This is a genomic window from Kitasatospora sp. NPDC097605, assembly GCF_040302725.1.
GTDB lineage: Bacteria > Actinomycetota > Actinomycetes > Streptomycetales > Streptomycetaceae > Kitasatospora.
The window spans coordinates 153,774-180,507 of the sequence record NZ_JBEOSF010000007.1; the positions used below are offsets into that span (position 1 = coordinate 153,774).

Genomic DNA, 26,734 nt, shown 5'->3' on the forward strand with positions numbered 1-26,734 from the left:
CCTGGGGGGACTACTTCGACTCGACCGCGTGGCCGCCGAACTGGTTGCGCAGCGCGGCGATCATCTTCATCTGCGGCGAGTCCTCCTGGCGGGAGGCGAAGCGGGCGAACAGCGAGGCGGTGATCGCCGGCAGCGGGACGGCGTGGTCGATCGCGGCCTCGACGGTCCAGCGGCCCTCGCCGGAGTCGGCGGCCCAGCCCTTGAGCTTGGCCAGGTGCTCGTCGTCGTCCAGGGCGCGCACGGCCAGGTCGAGCAGCCAGGAGCGGATCACGGTGCCCTCCTGCCAGCTGCGGAAGACCTCGCGGACGTCGGTGACCTCGGGCGCGGCCTCCAGCAGCTCCCAGCCCTCGGCGAAGGCCTGCATCATCGCGTACTCGATGCCGTTGTGGACCATCTTGGCGAAGTGGCCGGCGCCGACCGCGCCCGCGTGCACCGAGCCGAAGTCGCCCTCGGGCTTGAGCGCGTCGAAGACCGGCTGGACCTTGGCGACGTGCTCGGCGTCGCCGCCGTACATCAGCGCGTAGCCGTTCTCCAGGCCCCAGACACCGCCGGAGACACCGCAGTCGACGAAGCCGATGCCCTTGGCGGCCAGCGCCTCGGCGTGCTTGATGTCGTCGGTCCAGCGGGAGTTGCCGCCGTCGACCACCACGTCGCCGGGCGAGAGCAGTTCGGCCAGCTCGTCCACGGTGGCCTGGGTGGCGGCGCCCGCCGGGACCATGACCCAGACGACGCGCGGGCCCTGCAGCTTGGAAACCAGCTCCTGGAGGGTCTCGACGTCGGAGATGTCGGGGTTGCGGTCGTAGCCGATGACGGTGTGGCCGGCGCGGCGGATCCGCTCGCGCATGTTGCCGCCCATCTTGCCGAGACCGATGAGGCCGAGCTCCATAGCCAAATCCTTACCTGTGGTGACGTCCCTGCGGGCGGCGCCGTTGCCGCGCTTCCTTGAGCCTACGTGCTGGAGCGGGAGGGCCTCCTCGCGGTCGGGCCGACCGGGGGAGGGTTCCACAGGTTTGTTCACAGGGCTGTGGACGGAGGCGGGCCTGCGCCGCGGGCGGGGCCGTGGACCGGGGCTGTGGACGAACGGCTCCCGGGCCGGTCCGGTGGCGGCCGGACCGGCCCGGGAGCGGCGTCGGCTCAGCCGGAGAGGCGGACCGGCATGATCAGGTACTGGTAGGCCTCGTCGGCCTCGGCGTCCACCGCGGCCTTGCCGCTGAGCAGCGCGGGCTTGGTCGGGGTGGTGAAGCTCAGCTGGGCGTAGGCGGAGTCGATGGCCTTGAGGCCCTCCTCCAGGTAGCCCGGGTTGAACGCGATCGAGATGGCGTCCCCCTCCAGGGAGGCGTCGATCCGCTCGGTGGCCTGGGCGTCGTCGCCGGAGCCGGCCTCCAGGGTGAGCACGCCCTCCTCGAAGTTCAGCCGGACCGGGGTGTTGCGCTCGGCGACCAGGGAGACGCGCTTGAGGGCCTCCAGGAAGGGCTGGGTCTGGATCGCCGCGATCGCGTTGAACTCGGTCGGGAAGAGGCTGCGGTACTTGGGGAACTCGCCCTCCAGCAGGCGGGTGGTGGTCCGCCGGCCGGCGCCCTCGAAGCCGATCAGGCCCTCGCCCGCGCCACCCGAGGAGAGCGCGATCGAGACGCTGTCGCCGCTGCCCAGGGACTTGGCGATGTCCTGCAGGGTCTTGGCCGGGACGAGCGCGACCGCCGAGATGTCGGACTGCTCGGGCTTCCAGAGCAGCTCGCGGACGGCGAAGCGGTAGCGGTCGGTGGCGGCCAGGGTGATCCGGTCGCCCTCGATCTCGACCCGCACACCGGTGAGCACCGGCAGGGTGTCGTCGCGGCCGGCGGCCACGGCGGCCTGGCTGACCGCGGAGGCGAAGACGTCACCGGGGACGGTGCCGGTCGCGGTCGGCATCTGGGGCAGGGCCGGGTACTCGTCCACCGGCAGGGTGGGCAGGGTGAACCGGGAGCTGCCGCAGACCACGCTGACCCGCTGGCCGTCGGTGGAGATCTCCACAGGCCTGTTGGGAAGGTTGCGCGAGATGTCGTTGAGCAGCCGGCCGGAGACCAGCACGGTGCCGGCCTCCTCGATGTCGGCCTCCAGCTCGACCCGGGCCGAGACCTCGTAGTCGAAGCCGGACAGCGCCAGACTGCCGTCCTGGGCCGTCAGCAGCAGGCCGGCCAGCACCGGCACCGGCGGCCGTGCCGGGAGGCTGCGGGCAGCCCAGGCCACCGCCTCCGCGAGGACGTCACGCTCCACCCGGAACTTCACCGGTAACCGCCTCCTGGATCGAGCGCTCCCGCTCGCACGTCTGGTTCTTCTGATCTTGGTCTTCGCCGCGGCTGTCCGCCGAGCTCCGCCGCTCCGCTTCCAGTCGCCGAGGACAGTCTGACGTACTCCACCGACAGACGGGGCAGACGGGCGGAAGCAACTCGAACGGATGTCGGGGAGCGGTTGTCCACAGATTTCGACCCCACCCGCTTTTGAACGAGGCGAACGGTCTATAGGTGTAGTGGTAGTAGTAGGGCCTGTGGAAACCGTGGATAACCCTGTTTGCGCAGGTCAGACCTGGTTTTTTGTCCACAGGACCTGTGGATCGGGGCTGTGGACGAACACGGCCCGCTGTGGACAGCGGAGCGTTACCCACAGGGCACGCTGGGTATCCACAGGTTATCCCCAGCACTGTCCCCAGATCCGGGCGTGGTTATCCACGGGCGCCGGTCAACTTTTCGTGACGGCTTTCACACCTGGGCGTGAACGAGGGCAGAAGGTTGTCGAACTGTGGACAGGCCTGTGGACAACCTGGGGATAACCTCGCCCGCCCTGGGGACAACCGGTGGACAACCCGGACGGCCCACTGACGGGCCGACAATTGTCCACACCCTGTGGATAACGGTTGTGCACAAGTCCACAGGCACCTGACCTGCGCGGAAGAGCGTAGCGGCGGAGGGCCTGTGGAGGAATTCTGGATAACTCCCGGCGCCCGGGCCTGTGGATGACGGAGAACCCGCCCCGCCTGTGGATTTCCGCCTCGCGCACCGGTGGCGTTCGAATCCCCGGTCAGATGTTCGGCGCGGGCTGTGGACTGGCGGAGCGTCCGTCACCGGCATCCCTGCCCCGCCGGCCCGTCGTGCACACCTGTGGATATGCCGAAAGGGCGCCAGGATCGCTCCTGACGCCCTTTTCCGGCCACCCGGGGCCCGTCCCCCGACGGGCCGGCCGGCTAGCTCTTGATGCGGTTGGTCAGCTCGGTGACCTGGTTGTAGATCGAGCGCCGCTCGGCCATGAGTGACCGGATCTTGCGGTCGGCGTGCATCACCGTGGTGTGGTCGCGGCCGCCGAACTGCGCGCCGATCTTCGGCAGCGAGAGGTCGGTGAGCTCCCGGCAGAGGTACATGGCGATCTGACGCGCGGTCACCAGCACGCGGCTGCGAGAGGATCCGCAGAGGTCGTCCACACCGAGCCCGAAGTAGGCGGCGGTCTGCTGCATGATCACCTGGGCGGTGATCTCCGGCCCGGCGTCCTCGTCGCCGCCCGGGATGAGGTCCTTGAGGACGATCCCGGCCAGCTCCAGGTCGACCGGCGCCCGGTTGAGGTTGGCGAAGGCGGTGACCCGGATGAGGGCCCCCTCCAACTCCCTGATGTTCCGGGTGATCCGGGACGCGATGAACTCCAACACGTCGGCAGGAGCGTTGAGTTGCTCCTGGATCGCCTTCTTGCGCAGGATCGCGATCCGGGTCTCCAGCTCCGGCGGGGTGACGTCGGTGATCAGACCCCACTCGAAGCGGTTGCGCAGCCGGTCCTCCAGCGTGGTCAGCAGCTTGGGCGGACGGTCGGAGGAGAGCACGATCTGCTTGTTGGCGTTGTGCAGGGTGTTGAAGGTGTGGAAGAACTCCTCCTGCGTGGACTCCTTGCTCGCCAGGAACTGCACGTCGTCCACGAGCAGGATGTCCATGTCCCGGTAGCGCTTGCGGAAGGTGTCCGCCTTGCCGTCCCGGATGGAGTTGATGAACTCGTTGGTGAACTCCTCCGAGGACACGTACCGCACCCGGGTGCCCGGGAAGAGGCTGCGCGAGTAGTGCCCGATGGCGTGCAGCAGGTGGGTCTTGCCCAGCCCGGACTCGCCGTAGATGAAGAGCGGGTTGTACGCCTTGGCCGGGGCCTCGGCGACCGCCACCGCCGCCGCGTGGGCGAAGCGGTTGCTCGCGCCGATCACGAAGGTGTCGAACAGGTACTTGGGGTTCAGCCGGGCGGCCGGCTCGTCCTTGCGGGGGCCGCCGGCCGGCGGAGCGCCGGGCGGGGCGGGCACACCGGGGACCGCCGGTCGGTCGGTGGCGCGCTCGGCGGGGGCCTTGTCCCCGCCGCGGCCGCCGGACGGGCGGTTCGCGGGGGAGCGGCGGCCGGAGGCGGTCCGCGGGTGCTCGCCCGGGCCGGGGCCGTAGGCGCCGCCGAAGAGGTCGCCCTGGGTGGTCGAGGGCGGCGCGGGGACGTGCCGCGGCGCGGGCCGGGGGGCCGGCTCCTCGGGCTCGCGGTAGGCCGGCGGCTGCTCCTGGTAGCCGGCGCCGGGCCAGGCCTGGGCACCGCCCGCCGGGCCGCCGTACGGCGAGGGCTGCTGCTGCTCGTAGCCGCCGGGGTCGTAGCGGGGCCGCTCGTACCCCTGCTCGTAGTCCTGCCGGTAGTCCTGCTTGTAGTCCTGTTCGTAGGACTGCGGGTAGCCCTGGTCGCCGCCGTAGCCGCCGGCGTCCTGCTCGGACGGGCTCGGGTACGGCTCGGCGGGGGCCTGCGGTCCCGGCGCGGGGGCGGTCGGCATGGCGTTGGCGTCGACCATCACGGCGATCCGCACGGGGCGGGCCAGCTCGCGGGAGAGCGCCTCGGTCAGCTGCGGCAGCAGCCGGCCCTCCAGCACCTGCTTGGCCCGCTCGTTGGGGGCCGCCAGCAGGGCGGTGTCGTGCATCATCCACATGGGCTGGGTGCGCTGCACCCACTGCTTGTCCATCTCCCCGATGTCCGGGTCGCCGACCAGCCGCTCGACGACCCTCGCCCAGACCGGGACAAGGTCGCTGTTGACTTCAGCCACTGGTGCACGCTTTCCGATGAACAAACCAGACAAGTCCTGCAACGGTAGTCAGCGAACAGAGACGGATCAAGTCGTTGTCCACAGCCTGTGGGTAAACGGCCTCCGGTCGGCTGGTTTGACCCTCGCGCCCCGTCCCGCGTACCGTAACCAGGTCGAGTTGTCGATGGCCGCTGCCGCATGTCCGCGGGTCCACCCGCTCCATAAGGCGCGCAGCACGGGCGCCGTGGATTGCCTCAAACCCCAGCCGAACTGGGGCGATGGGCCGGATTTCCGTAACAGGGGAGATCACGCGGACGCACGGTGACGGCCAAGCGACTCCCCGTCATCCTACGATTCACCTCAGGAGCCCCCGAGTGAGCAAGCGCACCTTCCAGCCGAACAACCGTCGTCGCGCGAAGACCCACGGCTTCCGGCTGCGGATGCGTACCCGCGCCGGCCGCGCCATCCTGGCCGCCCGCCGTGGCAAGGGCCGCGCCAGCCTGTCCGCCTGATCCGCACCAGAGTCTGCTGTGCTGCCCTCCGAGAATCGGCTGCGGCGGCGCCAGGACTTCGCGACCGCGGTGAAACGCGGTCGTCGGGCCGGTAGGCCCCTGCTGGTCGTCCATCTCGCCAGAGAGGACGCCCCCGGGGACTGCACCGACCGGACCAGCGACACCCGCCCGCACGTCGCCGAGGGGACCCCTTCGGCGCGTGCGGGTTTCGTCGTGAGCAAGGCCGTCGGCCCGGCGGTCACCCGCAACCTGGTCAAGCGCCGGTTGCGCCATCTCGTGCGTGATCGTCTGTCCCGGCTGCCCGCCGGTAGCCTGATAGTGGTGCGTGCGCTGCCCCCGGCCGCGTCCGCCTCGTACCAGGACCTCGAACGCGACCTGGACGCGGCGCTCAAGCGGCTGCTCAAGGCCGAGCACGCCGTCTCGGCGCCGACGGGAACAGGTCGATGAAGTACCTGCTGATGGGTCTGATCAGGATCTACCAGTGGACCATCAGCCCACTGCTCGGTCCGGTGTGCCGTTACTACCCGTCCTGCTCGCACTACGGCTTCGAGGCCGTGAAGACGCACGGGGCGGTGAAGGGCGGCGCCCTGACCGTGTGGCGCATCCTGCGCTGCAATCCGTGGACTCCCGGCGGGGTCGACCACGTCCCGCCGCGCAAGCACCCGGTGTGGCACCGCCGGCTGCGGGACCGGCTCAAGGGCCGGTCCGCCGCCGACCAGCCGGTGATCACGCCCCCCGCCGGTCCGGACCCCGAGGGCCCGGCGACCATTGGTCCCGTGGGGCCAATCCCAATGTCCAAGGAGCCTGACCGGTGACCTTCTCCTTCCTCAACCCCCTGTACACAGCGGTGTCCTGGATCATCGTCCAGTTCCACTCGCTGTACAGCCACGTCTTCGATCCGAACGGTGGCTGGGCCTGGGGTCTGGCCATCGCCTCGATGGTGGTCGTCATCCGGATCTGCCTGATCCCGCTCTTCGTGAAGCAGATCAAGGCGACCCGGGCCATGCAGGCGATCCAGCCGAAGATGAAGGCCATCCAGGAGCGGTACAAGAACGACCGCCAGCGCCAGTCCGAAGAGATGATGAAGCTGTACAAGGAGGCGGGTACCAACCCGTTCTCCAGCTGCCTTCCCATCCTCGTGCAGGCTCCGTTCTTCACCGCGCTCTACGGCGTGCTCGCCAAGGTCGCCGACGGCAAGCCGATCGGCGTGATCGACGGCACCCTGCTGGACAGCGCCCAGCAGGCCCACATCTTCGGTGCCCCGCTCTCGGCGACCTTCGTCGGCAGCAGCGACGTCAGCGTCAAGATCGTCGTCGCGGTGATGATCATCCTGATGTCGGCGTCGCAGTTCATCACCCAGCGCCAGCTGATGACGAAGAACGTCGACCTCACCGTGAAGACGCCGTTCATGCAGCAGCAGAAGATGCTGATGTACGTCTTCCCGATCATGTTCGCCGTGATGGGCATCAACTTCCCGGTCGGTGTCCTGGTCTACTGGCTGACCACCAACGTCTGGTCGATGGGCCAGCAGCTGATCGTCATCCGCAACAACCCGACGCCGGGCAGCAAGGCCTGGGACGAGCGCCAGGACCGGCTGAAGAAGGCCAGCCGGCTGAACCCGGACGGCTCGGTCATCAAGGGCCCGCTGTTCGGCCTGCTCCCTGCGAAGAAGTCGGCCGTCACCGCCGAGGCCGTGGTCGAGGAGTCGGTGCAGGTGCGCCGGCAGCAGCCGCGGAAGCAGACCAAGTCGCAGCGCCAGCACGGCGGCGCCCAGCCGGCGAGCCTGACCAAGGACGCCCCGGCCGAGCAGCCCGCCGACGCCGCCCCGGCGGAGTCCGCCGAGACCGGCGCCGCCGCCGGCACCTCGGGCGGCGGTGCGGCCAAGCAGACCGCGGCGCGTCCCGCGGGCACCAAGTCGGGTGCGGCCCGGCAGCAGGGCGGCCGGCAGCAGCCCAAGCGCGGCGGCGGTCAGCGGCCGAAGAAGAAGTGACCGGTCCGCTCCGGACCGCTCCCACGGCCCCCTGAACCTCGTTACCGGCCCACCACCCGGGCCCATCTCCGAAGGAGTCCATCAGTGACGGAAGGCATCACCTCCGCCGTCGAGGCCGAGGCCGCCGCCAGCGCCGACGAGAGCCTCATCTCCCGCCTGGAGCAGGAGGGCGACATCGCGGCGGACTACCTGGAGGGTCTGCTCGACATCGCCGACCTGGACGGTGACATCGACATGGACGTCGAGGGCGACCGCGCCCTGGTCTCCATCGTCGGTGACGGCAACGACCGCGCCCTGCAGCGACTGGTCGGCCAGGACGGCGAGGTGCTGGAGGCACTGCAGGAGCTGACCCGGTTGGCCGTCCACCGGGAGACCGGCGAGCGCAGCCGCCTCATGCTGGACATCGCCGGCTTCCGGGCCCGCAAGCGCTCGGAGCTGGCGACCCTCGGGGCCGAGGCCGCCGAGCAGGTGAAGAGCTCGGGGGAGCAGGTCAAGCTGAGCCCGATGACCCCGTTCGAGCGCAAGGTCGTCCACGACGCGGTGGCCGCGGCCGGTCTGCGCAGCGAGTCGGAGGGCGAGGAGCCCGAGCGTTGCGTGGTCGTGCTGCCGGCCTGACGGCAGGGTGACCGCCGATGGCTTGGGCGGTGGCATGCGACACGAGGACCCGACCCCGTCCGCCACGCGCGGGCGGGGTCGTCGTCCCTTCGCGGGCGGTGGCCCGGCGAGAGATGTTTCACGTGAAACGGTGCAGGAGCGGGTCGGTGGATCCGGGGAGCGGAGAGTTCGAGATGGACACGGAGAGCGCGGCTGCCGGCGGGCCGGGGACGGGCGCCGGAAGCCCGGATGCCGAGGGCGCGGGCGTCGGCGGCCGGCCGGCGGTCGAGCCGCCGCCCGCACCGCCGGCCGTGGCCCGGGAGGTCTTCGGCGAGCGGTACGACGCCGCGGTCCGCTACACCGAGCTGCTGGCCACCGCGGGGGTGACCCGGGGGCTGATCGGTCCGCGCGAGGTGCCCCGGCTCTGGGACCGCCATGTGCTGAACTGCGCCGTCCTCGCCGAGCTGCTGCCGGGCGGGACGACGCTCTGCGACGTCGGCTCCGGTGCCGGCCTGCCCGGCATCCCGGTGGCGCTGGCGCGGCCGGACGTCTCGGTGACCCTGCTGGAGCCGCTGCTGCGCCGCACCACCTTCCTGGAGGAGGTGGTCCGCGAGCTGGGGCTGGAGAACGTCACCGTGCTCCGCGGCCGGGCCGAGGAGATGGTCGGCAAGCTGGCGGTGGACGTGGTGACCGCGCGCGCGGTGGCGCCGCTGGAGCGGCTGGCCGGCTGGGGGCTGCCGCTGCTGCGGCCGCACGGCCAGATGCTGGCGCTCAAGGGCGACAGCGCCGAGCAGGAGCTGACCGACTCCCGGGCCGGGCTGGCGAAGCTCGGTGCGGTGGAGTGGTCGGTGATCGCGGTCGGCGAGGGCACCCTGGAGACCTCGACCCGGGTGGTCCAGGTCAAGGTGGGCGAGAGCCCGGGCGGCGTGAAGGCGGCGACCCGCCGGGCCAAGGCCGCGGCGAAGGCCGGCCGGGCGGGCGGCCCCGTCCGCGGCGGCGACCGTGGTCGCAGCCCCCGGCGGCGCGGCCGCTGAGCCGGGCGTGATGCCTGAACACGGGCGGGGAGGTCCACGGACCTCCCCGCCCGTGTCGTGTCCGCTCGCCTCCGGGCCGCTCCGGTCCGGGCGGGTGTCGTGTCCGCGGTGTGCCTTCCGCCGTCCGGGTGACGGGCGGGCGGACGGCAGGACGACATCGGACCACCGGAGTGTCGCATCGTCAGAATTCCGACATTGCGGGCATGGTGTTTCACGTGAAACGTCGCTCTCTCCTCTCGGGAATCCTCTCGCGCAGCCGGGCGGCGACTGTTGCCGCTCCGGTTTCACGTGAAACACTGAGCCCCATGCAGGACTCGGAGACCATCGACCAGATCGATGACACGCCCATCGCGCGTGCTGCCCAGGCTGCGGTCCAGGCCATCGGCCGGGCGGGCGAAGGCCTGCCCCGCCCCGCGACCACCCGGGTGATGGTGGTGGCCAACCAGAAGGGCGGGGTGGGCAAGACCACCACGACCGTCAACATCGCCGCCTCGCTGGCCATGCACGGCCTGCGCGTGCTGGTGATCGACCTCGACCCGCAGGGCAACGCCTCGACCGCGCTCGGCATCGACCACCACGCCGAGGTGCCCTCGATCTACGACGTCCTGGTGGAGGGCAAGCCGCTGGCCGACGTGGTGCAGCCGGTGGTGGACGTCGAGGGGCTGTTCTGCGTCCCCGCCACCATCGACCTGGCGGGCGCCGAGATCGAGCTGGTGTCGCTGGTGGCCCGGGAGAGCCGGCTGCAGCGCGCCATCGCCGCCTATGAGCAGCCGCTGGACTACATCCTGATCGACTGTCCGCCCTCGCTGGGCCTGCTGACGGTCAACGCTCTGGTCGCCGGCCAGGAGGTGCTGATCCCGATCCAGTGCGAGTACTACGCGCTGGAGGGCCTCGGCCAGCTGCGGCACAACGTCGACCTCGTCCGGACGCACCTCAACCCGGTGCTGCACGTCTCCACCATCCTGCTCACCATGTACGACGCCCGGACCAGGCTGGCCGCCCAGGTGGCCGAGGAGGTCCGGACGCACTTCCCACAGGAGGTGCTGCACACCGCGATCCCGCGCTCGGTCCGCGTCTCGGAGGCGCCCAGCTACGGTCAGACGGTGCTCACCTACGACCCGGGCTCCACCGGCGCGCTCTCCTACCTGGAGGCCGCCCGGGAGCTGGCGCTGCGGGCGGTGTCCGCAGGGGCCGGCGGCTCGTTGGTGGGGCAGCAGCGGGACGGTTCGGGGCAGGGCGCCCCGGGAGCACAGCACGGTACGACGGAGGGCAATCGGTGAGTGGCGGTCGCAGGGGACTGGGAAAAGGGCTGGGGGCGCTGATCGGCCCCGCCGCCCCGGCGGGCGGTGGAGCCGGTAGCGGCGCCGCGCCGCAGTCGGCGGTGGCCCCGGTGGCCTCGCCCGGAGCGGTCTCGCCGGCCGCGGTGCCGGTGCTGCCGTCCGGCCGGGGGACGCTGGCGGCCAGGGCGGCCGCGGAGAGCCTGCGGGAGCAGGCCGCCGAGGCGGAGCTCGCACGGGTGGCCGGTGCCTACTTCGCCGAGCTGCCGCTGGACGCGATCACCCCGAACCCGCGCCAGCCGCGCGAGGTGTTCGACGAGGAGAAGCTGGCGGAGCTGGTCACCTCGATCAAGGAGGTGGGCCTGCTCCAGCCGGTGGTGGTGCGTCAGACCACGCCCGGACGCTTCGAGCTCATCATGGGCGAGCGGCGCTGGCGGGCCTCCCGGGAGGCCGGGCTGGCGCAGATCCCGGCGATCGTCCGGGCCACCGAGGACGACAAGCTGCTGCTGGACGCCCTGCTGGAGAACCTGCACCGGGCCGAGCTGAACGCGCTGGAGGAGGCGGCCGCCTACGACCAGCTGCTGCGGGACTTCTCCTGCACCCACGAGGAGCTGGCCGACCGGATCGGCCGCTCGCGTTCGCACGTGTCCAACACCCTGCGGATGCTGAAGCTCCCGGCCGGGGTGCAGCGCCGGCTGGCGGCCGGGACGATCACGCCCGGGCACGCCCGGGCGATCCTCGGCCTCGCGGACCCCGAGCGGCAGGAGGAGCTCGCCGCCCGGGTGATCGCCGAGGCGCTCACGGTCCGGATGACCGAGGAGCTCGTCACGCTGATGAACGGTGAGGAGCCGAAGCCCAAGAGCTCGGCCCGGCCGAAGGCGGGCAAGATCCTCTCGCCGGCCTTCAACGACCTGGCGAGCCGGCTCTCGGACCGCTTCGACACCCGGGTGAAGGTCGAGGTCTCACAGCGGGGCGGCAAGCTCGGCAAGGGCAAGGTCGTCCTGGAGTTCGGCTCGGTGGAGGACCTCAACCGGATCCTGGACAGCATGGCGCCCGGCGACGACGGGCTGCGGCTGTCGCAGGGCTGAGCCGGACCGACGTTGCGGCGCCGATGGGTGCATGTTCCGCGTGAGCGCTGTTTCACGTGAAACATGCACCCATCGGCGTTCGGGGGGAATGCTCGACTGTGGAGTGGACGAGGAGGTGCGGGGCATGGGACGCCGGATCGTTCCGCTGACGCTGGACAACCTCGCGGACCTGCCGTCGACCTGCCGCTCCTGCGTGTTCTGGGAGCTGGACCCGGTCAGCGGCCGGGCGGCGGTCGAGGCCGGCAAGCCCGAGCTGGAGAAGGAGGGGTGGATCTCCGCCGTCCTGCTGGAGTGGGGCTCTTGCGGCCGGGTGGTCTACGTGGACGACCGGCCGGCCGGCTTCGTGCTCTACGCCCCGCCCGCGTACGTGCCGCGCGCGCAGTCCTTCCCGACCAGTCCGGTCTCCTCGGACGCCGTTCAGCTGATGGTCAGCCGGGTGCTGCCGGGCTTCCAGCGGCAGGGGATCGGTCGGGTGCTGGTGCAGACGGTCGCCAAGGACCTGCTGGGCCGGGGGTTCCGGGCGATCGAGGCGTTCGGGGCGGTGGGCCGTCAGCCGGTCAGCTGTGTGCTGCCGGCCGAGCACCTGTTGGCGGTGGGCTTCAAGACGGTGCGCCCGCACCACCGCTATCCGCGGCTGCGGCTGGAGGCGCGCACCACGCTCTCCTGGCGGGGGGACGTCGAGGGGGCGCTGGAGCGGCTGCTGGGCGGCGGGCGGAAGGAGCCGGCGCTGCGGCCGTTCTGAGCGCGGCCGCTCCCGGCTCACGGCGGGTGGCGACGGACGAGGGCGGGGCTCCCGGTGGGGGGCCCCGCCCTCGTGGCGTGCCGGGGGAGCGGCCTCAGATGAGGCCGTCCAGCTCGCGCAGCAGCGCGGCCTTCGGACGGGCACCGGTGATCTGCTTCACCGGCTCGCCGTTCTTGAAGAGGATCAGGGTCGGGATGGAGATGACGTTGTACGCCGCGGCGGTCTGCTGGTTGGCGTCGACGTCGAGCTTGGCGATGGTGAGCTTGTCGCCTTCCTCGGACGCGATGTCCTCCAGGACCGGGGCCACCTGGCGGCACGGGCCGCACCATTCGGCCCAGAAGTCGACGAGGACGGGCTTGTCGCTCTTGAGGACGTCGGCATCGAACGTCGCATCGGTCACGGTGGTGGTGGCGCCGGCCACGATCACTCCTAAGGGTCAAGCGGGGGAGGGGCTGCCAGGTCTACAACACCGCGCGGGGCGGTTCTGTTTCGACCTGGCGGGTGGGCGTGTTCCACGTGGAACACACCCACCCGGACGGTGGGGTGGGTCAGACCGCGACGGTGGCGGCCTGGGCCTCCAGGTCGGCCAGCGAGGCCAGGTAGCGCTCGGCGTCCAGGGCGGCGGAGCAGCCGGTGCCGGAGGCGGTGATGGCCTGGCGGTAGGTGTGGTCGACGACGTCGCCGGCGGCGAAGACACCCGGGATGTTGGTGCGGGTGGAGGGGGCCTCGACCTTGAGGTAGCCCTCGGCGTCGAGCTCCAGCTGGCCCTTGAAGAGCTCGGTGCGCGGGTCGTGGCCGATGGCGATGAACAGTCCGGTGACCGGGAGCTCGCGGGTCTCGCCGGTGGTGGTGTCGCGCAGGGTGACACCGGTCAGCTTCGGGTCGCCGTGGATGGCCTCCACCGCGCTGTCCCACTCGAAGCTGATCTTCTCGTCGGCGAAGGCGCGCTCCTGCATCGCCTTGGAGGCGCGCAGGGTGTCCCGGCGGTGGATGACCTTGACGCTGCGGGCGAAGCGGGAGAGGAAGGTCGCCTCCTCCAGGGCGGTGTCGCCGCCGCCGACCACCGCGATGTCCTGGTCGCGGAAGAAGAAGCCGTCGCAGGTCGCGCACCAGGAGACGCCGCGGCCGGAGAGCTTGTCCTCGTTGGGCAGGCCCAGCTTGCGGTGCTGGGAGCCGGTGGTGACGATCACGGCGCGGGCCCGGTGGACGTTGCCCTCGGAGTCGGTGACGGTCTTGACGTCGCCGGTGAGGTCGACGGCGACGATGTCGTCCGGGATCAGCTCGGCGCCGAACCGCTCGGCCTGCGCCCGCATGTTGTCCATCAGCTCCGGGCCCATGATGCCGTCCCGGAAGCCCGGGAAGTTCTCGACCTCGGTGGTGTTCATCAGCGCACCACCGGCGGTGACGGCACCCTCGAAGACCAGCGGCTTGAGGGAGGCACGGGCCGTGTAGAGCGCTGCCGTGTAGCCGGCCGGGCCGGAACCGATGATGATCACGTTACGGACGTCGCTCACTGCATCTCCTGGTTCGCATCGCGACCCGCGTTTGCTGCGGGGAGGGCGGTCCTGCTCCGCCGCCCGGGACAACGACTGACCAGTGTCTCGCATTCCCAGGAGGATCAGTACCAGGCGCCCGCACTCTGGGAGTGTCGTGCGGCCCGTGGCATGGATCGCACGGGAACCATCGGTCAGCCGCTCGGAACGGTGCGGTGCAGCAGGATCCGGCAGTCGGCGGAGCGGAGGTAGACGTCGAGCTGGTCGGAGCGGCCGGGCAGGGCGTGGACGAGGAGCTCGGCGGGGGCCCCGTGGTAGCTGCCCCGGTCGGTGGCCAGCAGGGGGGCGGTGCTGGGCGGGGGGCAGGCCGGGGCCGAGCGGCCGCCGCCGGTCAGGCCCTGGCCGCCCTCGGCGGGGGGTACGGCGGTCGCGCCGGAGCCTTCCGAGGGGTTGCCCGCGCCGGAGCCTTCCGAGGGCTTGACGGGCTGCTCCGGCCGGCCGGTGACCGCTCCGGCGAGCAGCTGCCGGACCTGTGCGGGGAGCCGCTCGTCCTGGAAGACGGTGCCGCCGGCCGGCTGGTCCGCCTTGGCGTCGGCGCTCTCCGGGGTGCCCGGGGCGGCCGAGGCGGCGGCGGGGGCGCCGGCCGTGCTGGCGGTGAGGCTGTCCCCGCGCTGGGGGGAGGAGGACAGCGACAGGAAGGCGCCGCCGAGGCCGAGGGCGAGCAGGGCGGCCGCCGAGCCGAGCAGCAGCGCCCTGCGGCGCCGGGGGCGGGCGGCCCGGCCCGGTCCGGTGGCGGCGGCGGGCCGGGCCGGCGGAGCGGTCGGCGGGGCGGCCGGTGCGGAAGGGGCGGGGGCGGAGGCCTCCTGGGCCGCGGCCGCGAGGGCGGCGTCGATCCGGGCGGCGACATCGGCCGGCATGGCCGGCGGCTCGGCCCCGGCGAGCAGCGTCCGCACCTCGGCGAGCGCCTCGGCGGTCTCCCGGCACTCGGCGCAGCCGGCCAGGTGCCGCCGGAGCGCCTCGGCGTCGGCGGGGGCGAGCAGGTCCTCGGCGAGGTCGGCCAGCGCGTCGACCTCGGGGTGCGCGTCCGCGGCGGGATCGGGGGAGGAGAGGGGCGCCGTCATCGCGTGCTCGCGTCTCCTTCCAGAATCGGCCGGGCTGGATCAGGGGCTGTCCCTGTGACGGTACGGGGCCCCGGTGGGTTCCCGGGCGGGCGGGCGGTCCCGGAGGCGGTCGGTGTTCCACGTGAAACACCGACCCCGTCCGTCCGCTCCTCGCGCAGGTGCCGGACCAGCGGCAGCAGCCGGGCCCGGCCGCGGGCGCAGCGGCTCTTCACCGTGCCGACCGGCACCCCCAGCAGCTCGGCGGCCTCGGCGACGGGGTAGCCCTGCATGTCGACCAGGACCAGCGCGGCCCGCTGCTCGGCGGGCAGCTCGGCGAGCGCGGCGGACAGCTCGCGGTGCACCTCGGCGCGGACCACCGGGGAGTCGGCCGGCTCGGCGGCGCCGACCAGGGCGTCCAGCCGCCCCGGGTCGTCGTCCAGCGGCCTGGTCCGGCGGGTGGCGGTGCGCCGGGCGCGGTCCAGGCAGGCGTTGACCACGATCCGGTGCAGCCAGGTGGTGACGGCCGAGCGGCCCTGGAAGGTGTGCGCGGAGCGGAAGGCGGAGACCAGGGCGTCCTGCAGCGCGTCGGCGGCCTCCTCGCGGTCGCCGAGGGTGCGCAGGGCGACCGCCCAGAGCCGGTCGCGGTGGCGGTTCACCAGCCGGCCGAAGGCCTCCCGGTCACCCGCGACGTGCCGGGCGAGCAGCGCCGCGTCGTCGTCGCCGCGCTCCGGTCCGTCGTCCGCCACGTCCACCCCTCGCCGTTCGTGCCCCGCCGCCGCCGCGGTCCGTGGGTCAGCCGAAGACCTTCGCGTCGAGGACGTGGGCCTGGTACTTGCCCGCGTCCTTGGTCCCCGGCGGGTTCGTGGACAGGCTGGTCAGCCAGACCAGGAGGTAGCGGGTGGTGACCGGGCTGTCCAGCTGGTACTCGAGGGTGGTGCCGGCCTGCTTGCCGAGGACCGTGTAGTCACCGGGCCTGGCCGCCGGCGGGTTGCCGACGCCCTTGTTCGGCACCCGGAGCTCGGCCGTGGTGGGGGTGCCGAACTTGAGGGTCACCTTGGAGACCTGCTGCGCCGTGCCGAGGTCGAGCAGCAGCCCGGTGCCGTCCTTGGCCTTGGGGAAGGGGTCGTTGTACCAGCTGGTGACCCATTCGGTGCTCGGGTCCCCGTCGATCGCCTTGGGCAGGCCGGCCGAGCCCTCGGGGCCCTCGCCCAGCGGGTTGTAGGAGATCGCCGCGGCGACCTGGACCGGCGCCGGGTCGTGGGTCGCCGCGTGGGCGCTGGGGGTGGCGCTGGTGCTGCTGGGCTGGGGGGCCGCGGAGGCCGTGCTTCCCGGGCGCATGCTGTCCACCAGCTGCCAGGAGGCCACGCCGATGGCACCGAGGGCGACCGTCCAGGCGGTCACCTTGACCACCCGGCGCAGTCGTCGCCCGGCGTTGCGCACCGGGGCCACCACCGGGGCGGGCGCGGTGCCGGGGGCGGCGACCACCCGGGTCGGGTTGGGCGCGGTCGGCAGGGCGTGGGTGTTGTGGCGCGGCGGGTTGGTGAAGACCGGCAGCTCGGGTTCGGGCTGGCGGATGCGCGGCATCAGCGCGATCGCCCGGGCGAGCTCCTCGGGGGTGGTGATCGGCTCGGCGTGGTGCGGCGGGTGGTCGAACAGGGCGCGGGCGGCCAGTTCGGACAGGCCCTTGTGGACCCCGGCCCGGACCTGGTCCGGCGCCACCTCGCCGATGTTCCTGGGCAGGCCCCGGAGGTCGTAGCGGTCCTCGGGGAAGGGCCAGCGGTGGGTGAGCGCGGCGAACAGCAGGGCGCCGATGGCCCGGGTGTCGGTGCGCTCGGCGTCCTCGTCGCCGCCCTCGGCGGGCAGGCCGCGCAGCGCGGCGTCCACCGCGATGCCGTTGATCCGGTACTGGCCGCTGTCGGTGCGCAGCACGCAGCGCGGGGTGAGCCGCAGATGGGCCTGGCCGCGCCGGTGGGCGGCGGCCACCGCGTCGGTGACCTGGCGGACCATCTGGTAGGCCTCGTGCGGCTCCATCGGGCCGTCGCCGAGCAGCTTGGCGAGGTCGGAGGCGTGCGGCAGCCACTCGCGCACGACGTAGACCAGCTCGCCCTCCTGGACGGCGTCCAGGACCTGGACGAAGCGCGGGTCGCCGAGCAGGGCGGCGGACTTGGCGGCGGCCAGCACCTTGCGGGCGCGCTGGTGGCCGGCGGCCATCAGGTGGACGCCGACGGCCCGGCGCAGCTTCTCGTCGACGGCGCGCCAGCTGCTGAAGGTCTCGGTGGAGGAGATGCACTCCTCCAGCCGGTAGCGGTGGCCGATCATGTCGCCGCTGTGCCGCAGCGGGGCGGGGAGGGTCTGCGGCAGGGTGGCGGTGTCCCGGGGGTCGTGGGTGGGCTGCGGGTCCCGGGGCGGGCGCTTGGCGGCGGGACGGTCGGAGGAGGGGCGGTCGGCTGCTTCGGCGGCGGCCCGGCGGGCGGCGTCGCCGGCGGCGAGTTCCGCGGCGATCTCGGAGGCCGACAGCGGGGCGGTGATCTCCGAGGTCTCCTCGCTCCCGGCCGGCGCGTTCCGGGCCGTGCCGGCGTCGGTGCCGGCACCGACGTCCTCGGCGGGGGCGGTGTCCTTCCCGGCGGGCTTCCCGGCGTTCTTCCCCGCGTTCTTCCCGGCGGCCTTTCCGGTGTCCTTCCCGCCGGCCGCGGTGGGCCGGGCCGCGCCGTCGGCGAGCGCGTCGATCGCCTCGGCCAGCGCGGCCTCGTCCGCCGCTCCGTCAGCTGCTGACGTGTCGACGACCGCCTTGGTGCCATCAGCCACCGTGGTCCAGCCTCCCCTTGTGTCGCCCCGGGCCTGAGAGAGAGTCGTTGGAGCGCTTCGGCCGGTGGCCCCGGTGCTCCAGGACAATTGTGCCCACTGTTCTCCACCGGGTACGACCGCCGAGAGGTCCGAGCGGTTGCCCGACGGTGGAGAGATGTGGTGCAGATCGGCATCGGGCCGCCGGGTCCCGGCCCGGGACGGTCCGGGGCGCGCGGCGGCCCGATGCCGGGATCAGCGGCCCAGTCGGCCGCGCACCATACCCAGCATGGCGTTCAGCTCCTCGATCCGCAGCCGCTTGGCGATGAGCACGAAGACGGCCAGCTGCAGTCCGCCGGCCACCACGACGGTCAGTACGGCCCCGGCCCAGCCGCCGACGACCTGGGTGATCGCCAGGCCGGCGCCCAGGCCCACCAGGGCGGCGGGGACGGAGGCCGTGGCCAGCCGGGAGTACGTCTTGCCGATCCGCTTGGTGTCCAGGCCGCCGATCCTCTTCTTCAGCTTGGGCAGCGCGACCGTCACTCCGACGGCGTACGCGACGCCGTAGCCGAGCGCCATTCCGGTGACCGTCCACTCGGCGGGCAGCAGCACCCAGCAGAGCAGCGAGAAGCCGGCCTGGCAGGCGGCCACCCAGACGGTGTTGGAGAACGGCGTACGGGTGTCCTCGTAGGCGTAGAAGCCGCGGAGCATCACGTACTGCGCCGAGTAGGGGATCAGGCCCAGGGCGAAGGCGGAGAGCATCAGGCCGACGTTGCGGGCGTTGTCCAGGGCGAGGTCGCCGCCGCCCACCGCGTAGATGGACTGGCCGATGGCCGGGCCGAGCGAGAGGAAGAGGAACGCCGCGGGGACGACCGCGACGGCGGTGGTGCGCAGCCCGTAGGAGAGGTCGTCACGGACGGCGCCGGCGTCCTCGTCGGCGGCCGCGCGGGAGAGCCGGGGCAGCACCGCGCTCATGATCGAGACGGTGATGACGGCCTGCGGGAGCTGCCAGATCAGCAGGGCGTTGGAGAAGGCCGCCAGGCCGACACCGCCGTGGCCGCCCGCCTCCGCGTTGCTGCCGGCGGCGGTGGCCAGCTGGGTGATGACCAGGTAGCCGGCCTGGTTGGCGAGTACGAAGAAGAACGTCCACTTGGCCAGCCGGGCCGCCTTGCCCAGGCCGTGGCCGCGCCAGTCGAAGCGCGGCCGGTAGGAGAAGCCGGCCGCCCGCAGGTACGGGATCATCGCCAGCGCCTGCACGGCGAGGCCCACCAGGGTGCCGATGCCGAGCAGCCGGACGCCCTCGGGGGTGATGGTCTCCGGGGTGACATGGGTGCCGTCGAAGCCGCCGTAGACCCAGATGTAGGCGCCGAAGGTGAAGATCACCACGATGTTGTTGAGGACCGGGGTCCACATCATCGCGCCGAACCGGCCGCGGGCGTTGAGGATCTGTCCCATCACCACATGGATGCCCATGAAGAAGATGGTCGGCAGGCAGTACCGGGCCAGGGCCACGGTGGTGTCGGCGCGGGCCGCGTTCTCCATCATCGGATGGGCGATCAGCTGGACGAGCAGGGGTGCGCCGAGCACGGCCAGGAAGACCACGCCGGCCAGACCGACCATCACCAGGGTGAGCAGCCGGTTGGCGTAGGCGATGCCGCCGTCGGCGTCGTTCTTCATGCTGCGGACCAGCTGCGGCACGAAGACGGAGTTCAGCGCGCCGCCGCCGATCAGGATGTAGAGCAGCGTCGGCAGGGTGTTGGCCGCGTTGTAGGAGTCACCCATCACGGCGATGCCGATCGCGCCGGCGATCACCATGGTGCGCAGGAAGCCGGTGCCGCGGGAGACCAAGGTGCCGGCCGCCATGATCGCACTGGAGTTCAGCAGCGAGGCGACCTTGCCGCCGGACTTCCCGGCGCTCTCCCGGGGGGCCGCGGGGGCGGACTGCTCCTCGGCCGCGAGGTCGGCGAGCGGCTCCACCGCGGGCGGCAGCTGCACCGCGGCCACCTGCATGGTGGCCTCGTCCTCGGCGAGCGGCGGGTCGAACTCGATCGGCGGCACGAAGGGGCGGTGCCCGTCCGGGCCGTGGCCGCCGGGGGCGGGACCGTACCCGGGCTGCGGGGCGTGCTGCCCCGGGTAACCGCCGGCCGGGGGGAACGGCGCGGGCGGGGCGGGCGGGACCGGCGCGGCGGGCGGCTGGGCCGCCGCCGGCTGCTGGACGGGGGAGTGCTGGGCCGGCGGGCGGGGCGCCTCGGCGGTCGCCTGGTTCCCGCCGAACAGCGCGTCCACCCCGACGTACTCGGTGGACTCGGAGTCCCAGGCGGAGTGCGCCGGGCCGGGCTGCCACTGCTGCTGACCGCCCCAGCCCTGGGCCGGAGCGGCCGCCGGGGTCGCCGGGCCTGCGGGCGCGGGCGGACCGGCCGGGGCGGCGGCCTGCGGCGGCGGGCCCTCCCGCCAGGCTCGCGGCGGGGTGTCCCAGCCGGGCTGCACCGGCGGCACCGGCGGGGAGAACGGCGTCGGCGGCACCGGTGCCGGGTAGTCACCGCCCTGCGGCGGCAGCTGCGGCGGCACGTCGTACGCGGCCGCCGGCTGCTGCGGCGCGGCGGGCCGGGCGGCCCGCAGGCCGTACGGGTCCTGCTCGCCCGGACCGCCCTGGTACGCGTCGGCCGCGTACGGGTCCTGGGCGTAGGTGTCGGCCACGTACCAGTCGCCGGACGGCGACTCGGCACCCGGACGGACCTCTCCGCGGCCCGGAGGCCGCTCCTCGCTGCGCCCGGTCATGTCACCTCTTCGCTGTCGTGGGGGAGGCCGCCCCGGGGTCGGGCGGTGTCGGCGGTGTCAAGGACCAACCTTCTCATCACTGGTGGCCCGATCCCGGCCATCCGCGCTGCTGTCGTGCGGTGTCCGTGCCGCTTCCGCGGCCCGGTCCGGGGTACCGCCGGCCCCGTCGTGGTCGTCCGGTCCGTGCGCGGTGCCGTCCGTCGAACCCTGCGCCGGGCCGCCGGCGGGGCCGCCGTCCGGGCCGTCCCCGCCGTCCGGGCCCTCCTCGGGACCGTCCGCCGGGGCCAGCGGCGCGTCGCCCTCGTCGTCGTGCGCCACCCGCCGCTTGCGCTGGCGCAGGAACCGCAGGGCGGCGAGCAGCAGCAGCACCAGGCCGCCGCCGAAGACGTACAGCACGCCGTTGGTGACCGAGGTGACCTCGACCCTGAAGACCACCGGGGCGCCGTACGGCTTCGGGTCGGGCCCGGTGGTGTACAGCTGGGCGGTCATGTTCACCGTCCCGTTGTTCTTCGCCTCGGCCGGGAAGCGCAGGGTCACGCTCTGCGAGGCGGGCAGCACCAGCTCCTCCGACGGCAGCTCGACCCGCAGCCGGTTGGGCTGGCTCGGGCTCAGCACCAGCTTGAGGTTGGTGACCGTCTGGGTCAGGTCGTTGCGCACGCTGACCTGGAGCACGCCGGTGTCCCCGGCGAAGGTGATGACCCGCTTCGGCGGCACCTTCACCGCCCTGGTGAGTTCGTCGAGGTAGCTCTGCACGCCGTCGCGGTAGACGCCGCCCTCGGCGGCCCGGTTGCGCCACTCGGTGGACAGCGAGCGGACCATCGCCGCGCTGAACGGCCCGCGCACCCGCTGCGGCAGCGTCAGCACCTGCATCAGCGTGTCCAGGTCGTTCTGGATCCTGGTGGTGGCGGTCAGGTCGGCGGCGGGCAGCTCGGAGTCGCGGACCCGGGCCGGGTAGTCGGTGGCCGCCGGGACGGCCGTGCCGGCCTTCGGGTCGGGCGCCGTCTGGGCGAGCGCGTCCAGCTTGGCCGGCTCCACCCACTTGCCGTCCTGGGCCGCCTGCAACGCGCCGGCCAGCACCTTGGCGGTGCTCGCGGTGAGGTCGCGCGGCGGCATGACGAGCAGGCCGCGCGAGTGCTGCGGCTCCTGCCGGGAGATCACGAAGGTCTCGGCCAGGAACCGCTGCGTCGCCAGGGTCTGGTCCTGCGCGGTCGCCAGGTCCTGCTCGAACAGCGAGGAGACCACCTGGTCGGCGACCAGCGCGGTCTGGCCGTTGCCGATCGGCCGGGTGGCCGAGGGGGTGTACTTCAGCGCGTCCGACTCGGGCATGCTCGCGCCGTTCACCAACACCAGGCCGGCGCCCGCGCGCTGGGCGACCGAGGCGATCCGCTGGTCCAGGTAGCCCTGGTAGGGCCAGGCGACGTCGGAGCGGGTGTCCACCGAGAGCCGGCCCTCGACGGTCAGCCGGCCCGCGGTGGCCGCCTTGCCGAGCGCGGTGTCGATGCCCTCCAACTCGGGGGCGTTGTGCGCGATCGAGGCGAGGTCAGGGTCGGCGTAGGGCAGCGCCACCACCTGGCTGCCCGGCTTGGCGACGGCGGCCCGCAGCTTCTCCAGCCAGGCGGTGGCGGCGGCCGTGCCGGTGCCGCGGACGGTGTTCTCCTCCTTGGCCGCGTTGCCCTCGGTGCCGGGCTTCTGCACCCGGTAGTCCTTGGTCATCGCGAACGCGGTGTCCAGCAGGTCCGGGTCGACCACCCAGGTCAGCCCGGTCAGCGAGGCGCCGGTCTCGACCAGCGCGTACAGCCGGCCGCCAGGCGCGAACTCGGCGGCCAGGCTGTCGTCGCGCAGCACCGGGACGGTCTGGTCGTTGTCGGAGAGGGTCTGCGCGGCCAGCACGGGGGCGTGCACCAGCGGCCACAGGGTGGTGACCTTGGACGGCTGCGCCTCGGGCGGGGAGGTCGGGTTGTACGGCAGGAAGGTGCGGGCGATGCCCAGCGGGCGGTCGCGCTGGTTGTCGGCGGTCGAGCCCCAGACGTCCACCGCCAGCTCGTACACGCCCTCGGTGGTGAGCTGCAGGTCGGCGACGGCGACGCTCAGCGTGTACGGCTGGCTCTGGCCGGGGCCGAGCTCGTTCAGCGCGTACTGCGGGCTGTCCAGCGAGATGCCGTCCGACCCCTGCGGGGTGCTCCGGGTGAGCACCCCGGCGACGTCGCTGCGGTTGGTGAGCGGCTTGCCCGCCCAGGGCTTGCGGACCGTCGCGTGCGCGGACTTGAGGACGGACTTGCCGCCGTTGGTGACGTGCCCGGAGATGGTCACGATGCCGTTCGGGACGGCCACCGGCTTGTTCACCGACTCGATGGTCATCGTCACCGGGTACTCGGCGCTGACCGTCGACCCGGCGGCCGGGCGGGCCTCGTCGGCCGTCCTGGCCGGGGCCGCCGCGGCCGACGGCGGGCCCGGCAGCGCCGAGGCGAGCACCAGCGCGGCGCCGAGCGCCCCGGCCAGCCGCCGGGCGGTTCGTCGCAGGACCCGCCCGGGGCGACCCGCCTGCTGTCCCGGGTACCGTGCCGGCTCACTCACGCGGTCCGCCCTCGCTCACGGGTTCGCCCTCGCCGTTCTCGATCGCTGCTGCTGGTGCCGTGCTGCTGCGGATGTTCCGCCGGCCCTGGGGGATGCCGTGAGGATCAGCCGTGAAGAAAATGTGGTCGTCCGTCGCCCGGGCGGCCGTGACGGCGCACGGCACCGCGGCCCGCCGTCGGTGCCCCGGACTCGTCCCACCGGCATGGTAACGATGTGGTGAGGGGTGCGGTGTTGCGGGCCGGGGAGTGAGCCGGTGGAAACGCGCGGGCGACCGGGCCGCCGGGCCACGTACCCTTGTGAGCCGTGTCCACTGCCAATGAGCCCACCGCCCACCCGACCGGCACCCATCATTCCAGTTCCGCCGTCCAGGTCGTCCCCGGCCTGAGCGAGGCCCAGACCCTGGGGCTGCAGGAACTGCTGCGGGTGTCCCCGGTCGCCGACGAGATCGCCCGCCGCTTCCAGGCGGCCGGTCACCGGCTCGCGCTGGTCGGCGGCTCGGTCCGGGACGCCCTGCTGGGCCGGCTCGGCAACGACCTGGACTTCACCACCGACGCCCGTCCCGAGCAGGTGCTCAAGCTCGTGCGCGGCTGGGCGGACGCGGTCTGGGACGTCGGCATCGCCTTCGGCACGGTCGGCGCGCGCAAGGACACCCCGCAGGGCTCCTTCCTGATCGAGATCACCACCTACCGCTCCGAGGCGTACGACCGCACCTCCCGCAAGCCCGAGGTGACCTACGGCGACACCATCGAGGAGGACCTGGTCCGCCGCGACTTCACGGTCAACGCGATGGCCGTCGACCTGCCCGGCCGCGGCTTCGTCGACCCGCACCACGGCCTGGAGGACCTGGAGGCCCGGGTGCTGCGTACCCCCGCCACCCCCGAGGAGTCCTTCTCCGACGACCCGCTGCGGATGATGCGGGCCGCCCGGTTCGCCGCCCAGCTGGACTTCGAGCCGGCCCCCGAGGTGGTCGCGGCGATGACCGCGATGGCCGACCGGATCGCCATCGTCTCCGCCGAGCGGGTCCAGGCCGAGCTCAACAAGCTGCTGCTGGCCAAGCACCCGGTCAAGGGCCTGCGGCTGCTGGTCGACACCGGGCTGGCCGACCACGTGCTGCCCGAGCTGCCCGCGCTGCGCCTGGAGCGCGACGAGCACCACCGGCACAAGGACGTCTACGAGCACTCGCTGACCGTCCTGCAGCAGGCCGTCGACCTGGAGCAGGACGGCCCCGACCTCACCCTGCGACTGGCCGCGCTGCTGCACGACATCGGCAAGCCGCGCACCCGCCGCTTCGAGTCGGACGGCCGGGTCTCCTTCCACCACCACGAGGTGGTCGGCGCCAAGATGACCCGCAAGCGGATGCGTGAGCTGAAGTACTCGAAGGAGCTCACCGAGGACGTCTCGCGGCTGGTCGAGCTGCACCTGCGCTTCCACGGTTACGGCGGCGGCGAGTGGACCGACTCGGCGGTGCGCCGCTACGTCACCGACGCCGGCCCGCTGCTGGAGCGGCTGCACAAGCTGACCCGCTCGGACTGCACCACCCGGAACAAGAAGAAGGCGGCCGCGCTCTCCCGCACCTACGACGGGCTGGAGGAGCGGATCTCCGAGCTCAAGGCGCGGGAGGAGCTGGACGCCGTCCGCCCGGCGCTGGACGGCAACCAGATCATGGAGCTGCTCGGCATCAAGCCCGGCCCGATGGTCGGCAAGGCGTACAAGCACATGCTGGAGCTGCGGCTGGAGTACGGCCCGATGGAGCACGACGCGGCGGTGGCCGCGCTGCGCTCCTGGTGGGACGCCCAGCAGTCCCAGCAGTAGGGCGCGGACCGTTCGGCGGGGGCGGTCCCGGGGAGAACCCGGGGCCGCCCCCGTGCCGTCCGCGGGGCTCGGGGGCTCCTCGGGGCTCAGAGCTTCTTCAGGCAGAGGACGAAGCTGAGCGCCTCGGTGCTGGCGTCGCGGGTGTAAGTGCTCTCGGTGCCCGCCACGCCCTCGCAGGCCTTCTCGTCGTCGCTGGTCGCGTAGACCTTCTTGATCACCTTGTACTGGGCCCGGGTGTCGGTGCAGGGCAGCATGGTGATCCGCGGATGGGCGTCGTGGGTGGCCGTGGTGCCGTTCTCGTTGCGCAGGCAGTCCCCGGCCTTGGCGTAGTCGATGTCGCTGGGCACCTTGGAGGTGGCGGACGGCGTCGGCAGGGTGACCGTCGGGGCCGGTACCGGCGGCAGCGAGAAGCTCGGCGAGAAGGTCGGCGCGGGGATGGTCACCGTGGTCGGTGTGGGCAGCACCAGCGGCCGGTACGGGTCGTCGGCGTGCCGGGCGCCGAGGAAGGCGCCGGTCGCGATCAGGACGATCGTCGAGCCGATCCCGAGCACCGGCAGCAGCAGCATGAAGATGTGCGGGCGCTTGGTGAGCGGCACGCCCGGGTCGAGCTGCGGTCCGTGGGTGCCGGGCGCCGGCGGCGGCAGGTCCTTGATCCGGTTGTGGGCGGCGAGGTTCCGCAGCAGGGTGACCACGGTGAAGATCCCGGAGAGGTAGCTCCACCAGCCCTGGACCAGGGTGCGGGCCGACATGTCGCGGACCACCGCGGTGCCGCAGGTGCGGCAGAACGGTCCCGGCTGCTTCAGGAACCGCATGATGATGATGATGCCCTGGTGGCCCCGGACCGTGGTGTCGACGGCCGGGAAGCCGCCGCAGAACCGGCAGACCGGTCCGCCCTGGTGGGCGTAGCCGGCCGGCGCCGGGTAGCCCCCGGCCTGCGGCGGGTAGGCGTAGCCGCCGGGCGGCGGAGCCTGGGCGGGCACGCCGTACCCGGGCGGGGCGGCCGGCGGCGGGGCGGCCGGGTAGCCGTAGCCGGGCGGCGCGGGGGCGGCCGGCGGCTGCGGGGCCGGCGCACCGGCGTACGGGTTGCCGGCGGCGTACGGGTTGGCGTCGGCGGGTGGCGTCGAGCCGTACGGCATCTGGGGCGGCGGAACGGACAAGGGGATCCCCCGGGAGGAGAGGTCGGGTGGCGGGCGGTCAGGACTTCTTGACCGGCGGTACACCGGTGAGCGGGCCGAGGCAGAGCACGTACCGCTTCTTGTTCCAGCGGCGGCCGCTCTTGCCCGAGACGGTGCTGGTGGTGCCGTCGGTGCCGCGGCAGCGGGCGGTGTCGGTGGTGGAGTCGAACTTGGCCAGCACCTTGTACTTCGCCTTGCTGTCGGTGCACTTGACCACCGAGACGTCGCGCGAGCCGGAGGTCTTGACGCAGTCGCCGGCCTTGGCGCTGCTGACGCTCGGGCCGGAGGCGAAGTAGCCGACGATCAGGGCGATCACGCCCAGGACCAGGCCGGCCGCCTTCAGCCGGGCCTTGCCGCGGCCCTTCGCGGCCGGCGCACCGGCCGGGGGCGGGGCGGCCGGCGGGTAGCCGTGCGGCGAGGGGTGGCCGTAGGGGGCCTGCGGGTGGGGCTGCTGCGGATACGGCTGCTGGGCGTACGGCTGCTGCGGGTACGGGGGAGCCGGCTGCGGTGCGGCCTGGGCGGCCGGGTAGCCGTAGCCGGGCGGGGGCGGCGGCGGTGCGCCGTACCCCGCGGGCGCCGGCTGGGGCGCTCCGTACGGCTGGGGCACGGGTGCGCCGTAGGGCTGCGGCCCCGGCGCGGGCCCGTACCCGGGCGGCGGTCCGTAGGGATTCGGTGGTGTGCTCATCAGATCGTCCCCCGATACAGGATGCTGTCGCTGCGACAGATCTGACGTA

The 26,734-nt window shown here is 73.0% G+C and carries 22 protein-coding genes; 10 read left to right on the forward strand and 12 right to left on the reverse strand.

Features of this window, described 5'->3' with window-relative positions; translation table 11 throughout:
• Positions 1-10 precede the first annotated feature (10 nt).
• From gnd to dnaA, 3 genes are all read right to left on the reverse strand, one after another.
• The gene (gene gnd / locus ABTX81_RS11000) at positions 11-1,006 is read right to left on the reverse strand and encodes a phosphogluconate dehydrogenase (NAD(+)-dependent, decarboxylating) (RefSeq protein WP_502892747.1); all 996 of its coding nucleotides are present in this window, start codon (positions 1,004-1,006) and stop codon (positions 11-13) included.
• A 128-nt stretch (positions 1,007-1,134) separates the two neighbouring features.
• Positions 1,135-2,265: a DNA polymerase III subunit beta gene (gene dnaN, locus ABTX81_RS11005; RefSeq protein ID WP_350543088.1), complete on the reverse strand. Its 1,131-nt coding sequence runs from the start codon at positions 2,263-2,265 to the stop codon at positions 1,135-1,137.
• Between the two features lie 952 nt (positions 2,266-3,217).
• Positions 3,218-5,071: a chromosomal replication initiator protein DnaA gene (gene dnaA / locus ABTX81_RS11010; protein ID WP_350543090.1), complete on the reverse strand. Its 1,854-nt coding sequence runs from the start codon at positions 5,069-5,071 to the stop codon at positions 3,218-3,220.
• 353 nt (positions 5,072-5,424) lie between these two features.
• On the opposite strand from dnaA, the gene rpmH reads away from it, so the two are divergent.
• The 9 genes from rpmH to ABTX81_RS11055 all read left to right on the forward strand — a co-directional run bounded on the left by rpmH (position 5,425) and on the right by ABTX81_RS11055 (position 12,287).
• The gene (gene rpmH, locus ABTX81_RS11015; protein ID WP_030059672.1) at positions 5,425-5,562 is read left to right on the forward strand and encodes a 50S ribosomal protein L34; all 138 of its coding nucleotides are present in this window, start codon (positions 5,425-5,427) and stop codon (positions 5,560-5,562) included.
• An 18-nt stretch (positions 5,563-5,580) separates the two neighbouring features.
• Positions 5,581-6,009: a ribonuclease P protein component gene (gene rnpA / locus ABTX81_RS11020; protein WP_350543092.1), complete on the forward strand. Its 429-nt coding sequence runs from the start codon at positions 5,581-5,583 to the stop codon at positions 6,007-6,009.
• The gene (gene yidD / locus ABTX81_RS11025; protein WP_350543094.1) at positions 6,006-6,377 is read left to right on the forward strand and encodes a membrane protein insertion efficiency factor YidD; all 372 of its coding nucleotides are present in this window, start codon (positions 6,006-6,008) and stop codon (positions 6,375-6,377) included. Before rnpA ends, yidD begins: the two co-directional genes overlap by 4 nt.
• Positions 6,374-7,552, forward strand: a complete 1,179-nt coding sequence (yidC, locus tag ABTX81_RS11030) for a membrane protein insertase YidC (protein WP_350543096.1) — start codon at positions 6,374-6,376, stop codon at positions 7,550-7,552. The genes yidD and yidC overlap by 4 nt, the downstream gene beginning before the upstream one ends.
• Before the next feature lie 84 nt (positions 7,553-7,636).
• Positions 7,637-8,167: a Jag family protein gene (locus ABTX81_RS11035; protein ID WP_350543098.1), complete on the forward strand. Its 531-nt coding sequence runs from the start codon at positions 7,637-7,639 to the stop codon at positions 8,165-8,167.
• A 173-nt stretch (positions 8,168-8,340) separates the two neighbouring features.
• On the forward strand, positions 8,341-9,180 hold the full coding sequence (rsmG, locus tag ABTX81_RS11040) for a 16S rRNA (guanine(527)-N(7))-methyltransferase RsmG (protein WP_350543100.1): 840 nt from the start codon (positions 8,341-8,343) through the stop codon (positions 9,178-9,180).
• Positions 9,181-9,485: 305 nt separating this feature from the next.
• Entirely contained in the window at positions 9,486-10,460 is a 975-nt protein-coding gene (locus tag ABTX81_RS11045; protein ID WP_350543102.1) for a ParA family protein, read from the forward strand.
• Positions 10,457-11,545 (forward strand): ParB/RepB/Spo0J family partition protein, encoded by a 1,089-nt coding sequence (locus tag ABTX81_RS11050; protein ID WP_350543104.1) that lies wholly within the window; start codon positions 10,457-10,459, stop codon positions 11,543-11,545. Before ABTX81_RS11045 ends, ABTX81_RS11050 begins: the two co-directional genes overlap by 4 nt.
• 124 nt (positions 11,546-11,669) lie before the next feature.
• Positions 11,670-12,287 carry a GNAT family N-acetyltransferase gene (locus ABTX81_RS11055; protein ID WP_350543106.1) on the forward strand — a complete coding sequence of 206 codons (618 nt, stop codon included), beginning with the start codon at positions 11,670-11,672 and terminating at the stop codon, positions 12,285-12,287.
• Positions 12,288-12,381: 94 nt separating this feature from the next.
• On the opposite strand, the gene trxA is transcribed toward ABTX81_RS11055, so the two are convergent.
• From trxA to ABTX81_RS11090, 7 genes are all read right to left on the reverse strand, one after another.
• Positions 12,382-12,708 carry a thioredoxin gene (gene trxA, locus ABTX81_RS11060; RefSeq protein WP_344330044.1) on the reverse strand — a complete coding sequence of 109 codons (327 nt, stop codon included), beginning with the start codon at positions 12,706-12,708 and terminating at the stop codon, positions 12,382-12,384.
• A 127-nt stretch (positions 12,709-12,835) separates the two neighbouring features.
• A complete protein-coding gene (gene trxB / locus ABTX81_RS11065; RefSeq protein ID WP_350543108.1) occupies positions 12,836-13,801 on the reverse strand; it encodes a thioredoxin-disulfide reductase in 966 nt (321 codons plus the stop codon).
• 173 nt (positions 13,802-13,974) lie between these two features.
• Complete coding sequence (locus ABTX81_RS11070; protein WP_350543110.1) at positions 13,975-14,901, reverse strand: anti-sigma factor family protein; 927 nt, start codon at positions 14,899-14,901, stop codon at positions 13,975-13,977.
• Positions 14,898-15,626 carry an RNA polymerase sigma factor SigM gene (sigM, locus tag ABTX81_RS11075; protein WP_350543112.1) on the reverse strand — a complete coding sequence of 243 codons (729 nt, stop codon included), beginning with the start codon at positions 15,624-15,626 and terminating at the stop codon, positions 14,898-14,900. Before sigM ends, ABTX81_RS11070 begins: the two co-directional genes overlap by 4 nt.
• Positions 15,627-15,672: 46 nt before the next feature.
• Positions 15,673-17,685, reverse strand: coding sequence for a protein kinase family protein (locus ABTX81_RS11080; protein ID WP_350543114.1), 2,013 nt, complete (start codon positions 17,683-17,685; stop codon positions 15,673-15,675).
• A gap of 231 nt (positions 17,686-17,916) precedes the next feature.
• Entirely contained in the window at positions 17,917-20,439 is a 2,523-nt protein-coding gene (gene murJ / locus ABTX81_RS11085; protein WP_350543116.1) for a murein biosynthesis integral membrane protein MurJ, read from the reverse strand.
• Positions 20,440-20,496: 57 nt separating this feature from the next.
• Positions 20,497-23,013, reverse strand: a complete 2,517-nt coding sequence (locus ABTX81_RS11090) for a DUF6049 family protein (protein ID WP_350543118.1) — start codon at positions 23,011-23,013, stop codon at positions 20,497-20,499.
• Between the two features lie 381 nt (positions 23,014-23,394).
• Between ABTX81_RS11090 and ABTX81_RS11095 the strand changes: the two genes are divergently transcribed.
• Complete coding sequence (locus ABTX81_RS11095) at positions 23,395-24,825, forward strand: CCA tRNA nucleotidyltransferase (RefSeq protein WP_350543269.1); 1,431 nt, start codon at positions 23,395-23,397, stop codon at positions 24,823-24,825.
• Between the two features lie 86 nt (positions 24,826-24,911).
• Here ABTX81_RS11095 and ABTX81_RS11100 read toward each other — a convergent pair whose 3' ends face one another.
• Entirely contained in the window at positions 24,912-25,982 is a 1,071-nt protein-coding gene (locus tag ABTX81_RS11100; RefSeq protein ID WP_350543120.1) for an LppU/SCO3897 family protein, read from the reverse strand.
• A 37-nt stretch (positions 25,983-26,019) separates the two neighbouring features.
• On the reverse strand, positions 26,020-26,685 hold the full coding sequence (locus ABTX81_RS11105) for an LppU/SCO3897 family protein (RefSeq protein ID WP_350543122.1): 666 nt from the start codon (positions 26,683-26,685) through the stop codon (positions 26,020-26,022).
• Positions 26,686-26,734: the final 49 nt, after the last annotated feature.

Coding starts and splice junctions, on each gene's coding strand:
- ABTX81_RS11045 (WP_350543102.1), top strand. CDS start 9,486: ATGCAGGACTCGGAGACCATCGACCAGATCGATGACACGCCCATCGCG.
- ABTX81_RS11070 (WP_350543110.1), bottom strand. CDS start 14,901: ATGACGGCGCCCCTCTCCTCCCCCGATCCCGCCGCGGACGCGCACCCC.
- ABTX81_RS11055 (WP_350543106.1), top strand. CDS start 11,670: ATGGGACGCCGGATCGTTCCGCTGACGCTGGACAACCTCGCGGACCTG.
- yidD (WP_350543094.1), top strand. CDS start 6,006: ATGAAGTACCTGCTGATGGGTCTGATCAGGATCTACCAGTGGACCATC.
- murJ (WP_350543116.1), bottom strand. CDS start 20,439: ATGACCGGGCGCAGCGAGGAGCGGCCTCCGGGCCGCGGAGAGGTCCGT.
- rsmG (WP_350543100.1), top strand. CDS start 8,341: ATGGACACGGAGAGCGCGGCTGCCGGCGGGCCGGGGACGGGCGCCGGA.
- ABTX81_RS11105 (WP_350543122.1), bottom strand. CDS start 26,685: ATGAGCACACCACCGAATCCCTACGGACCGCCGCCCGGGTACGGGCCC.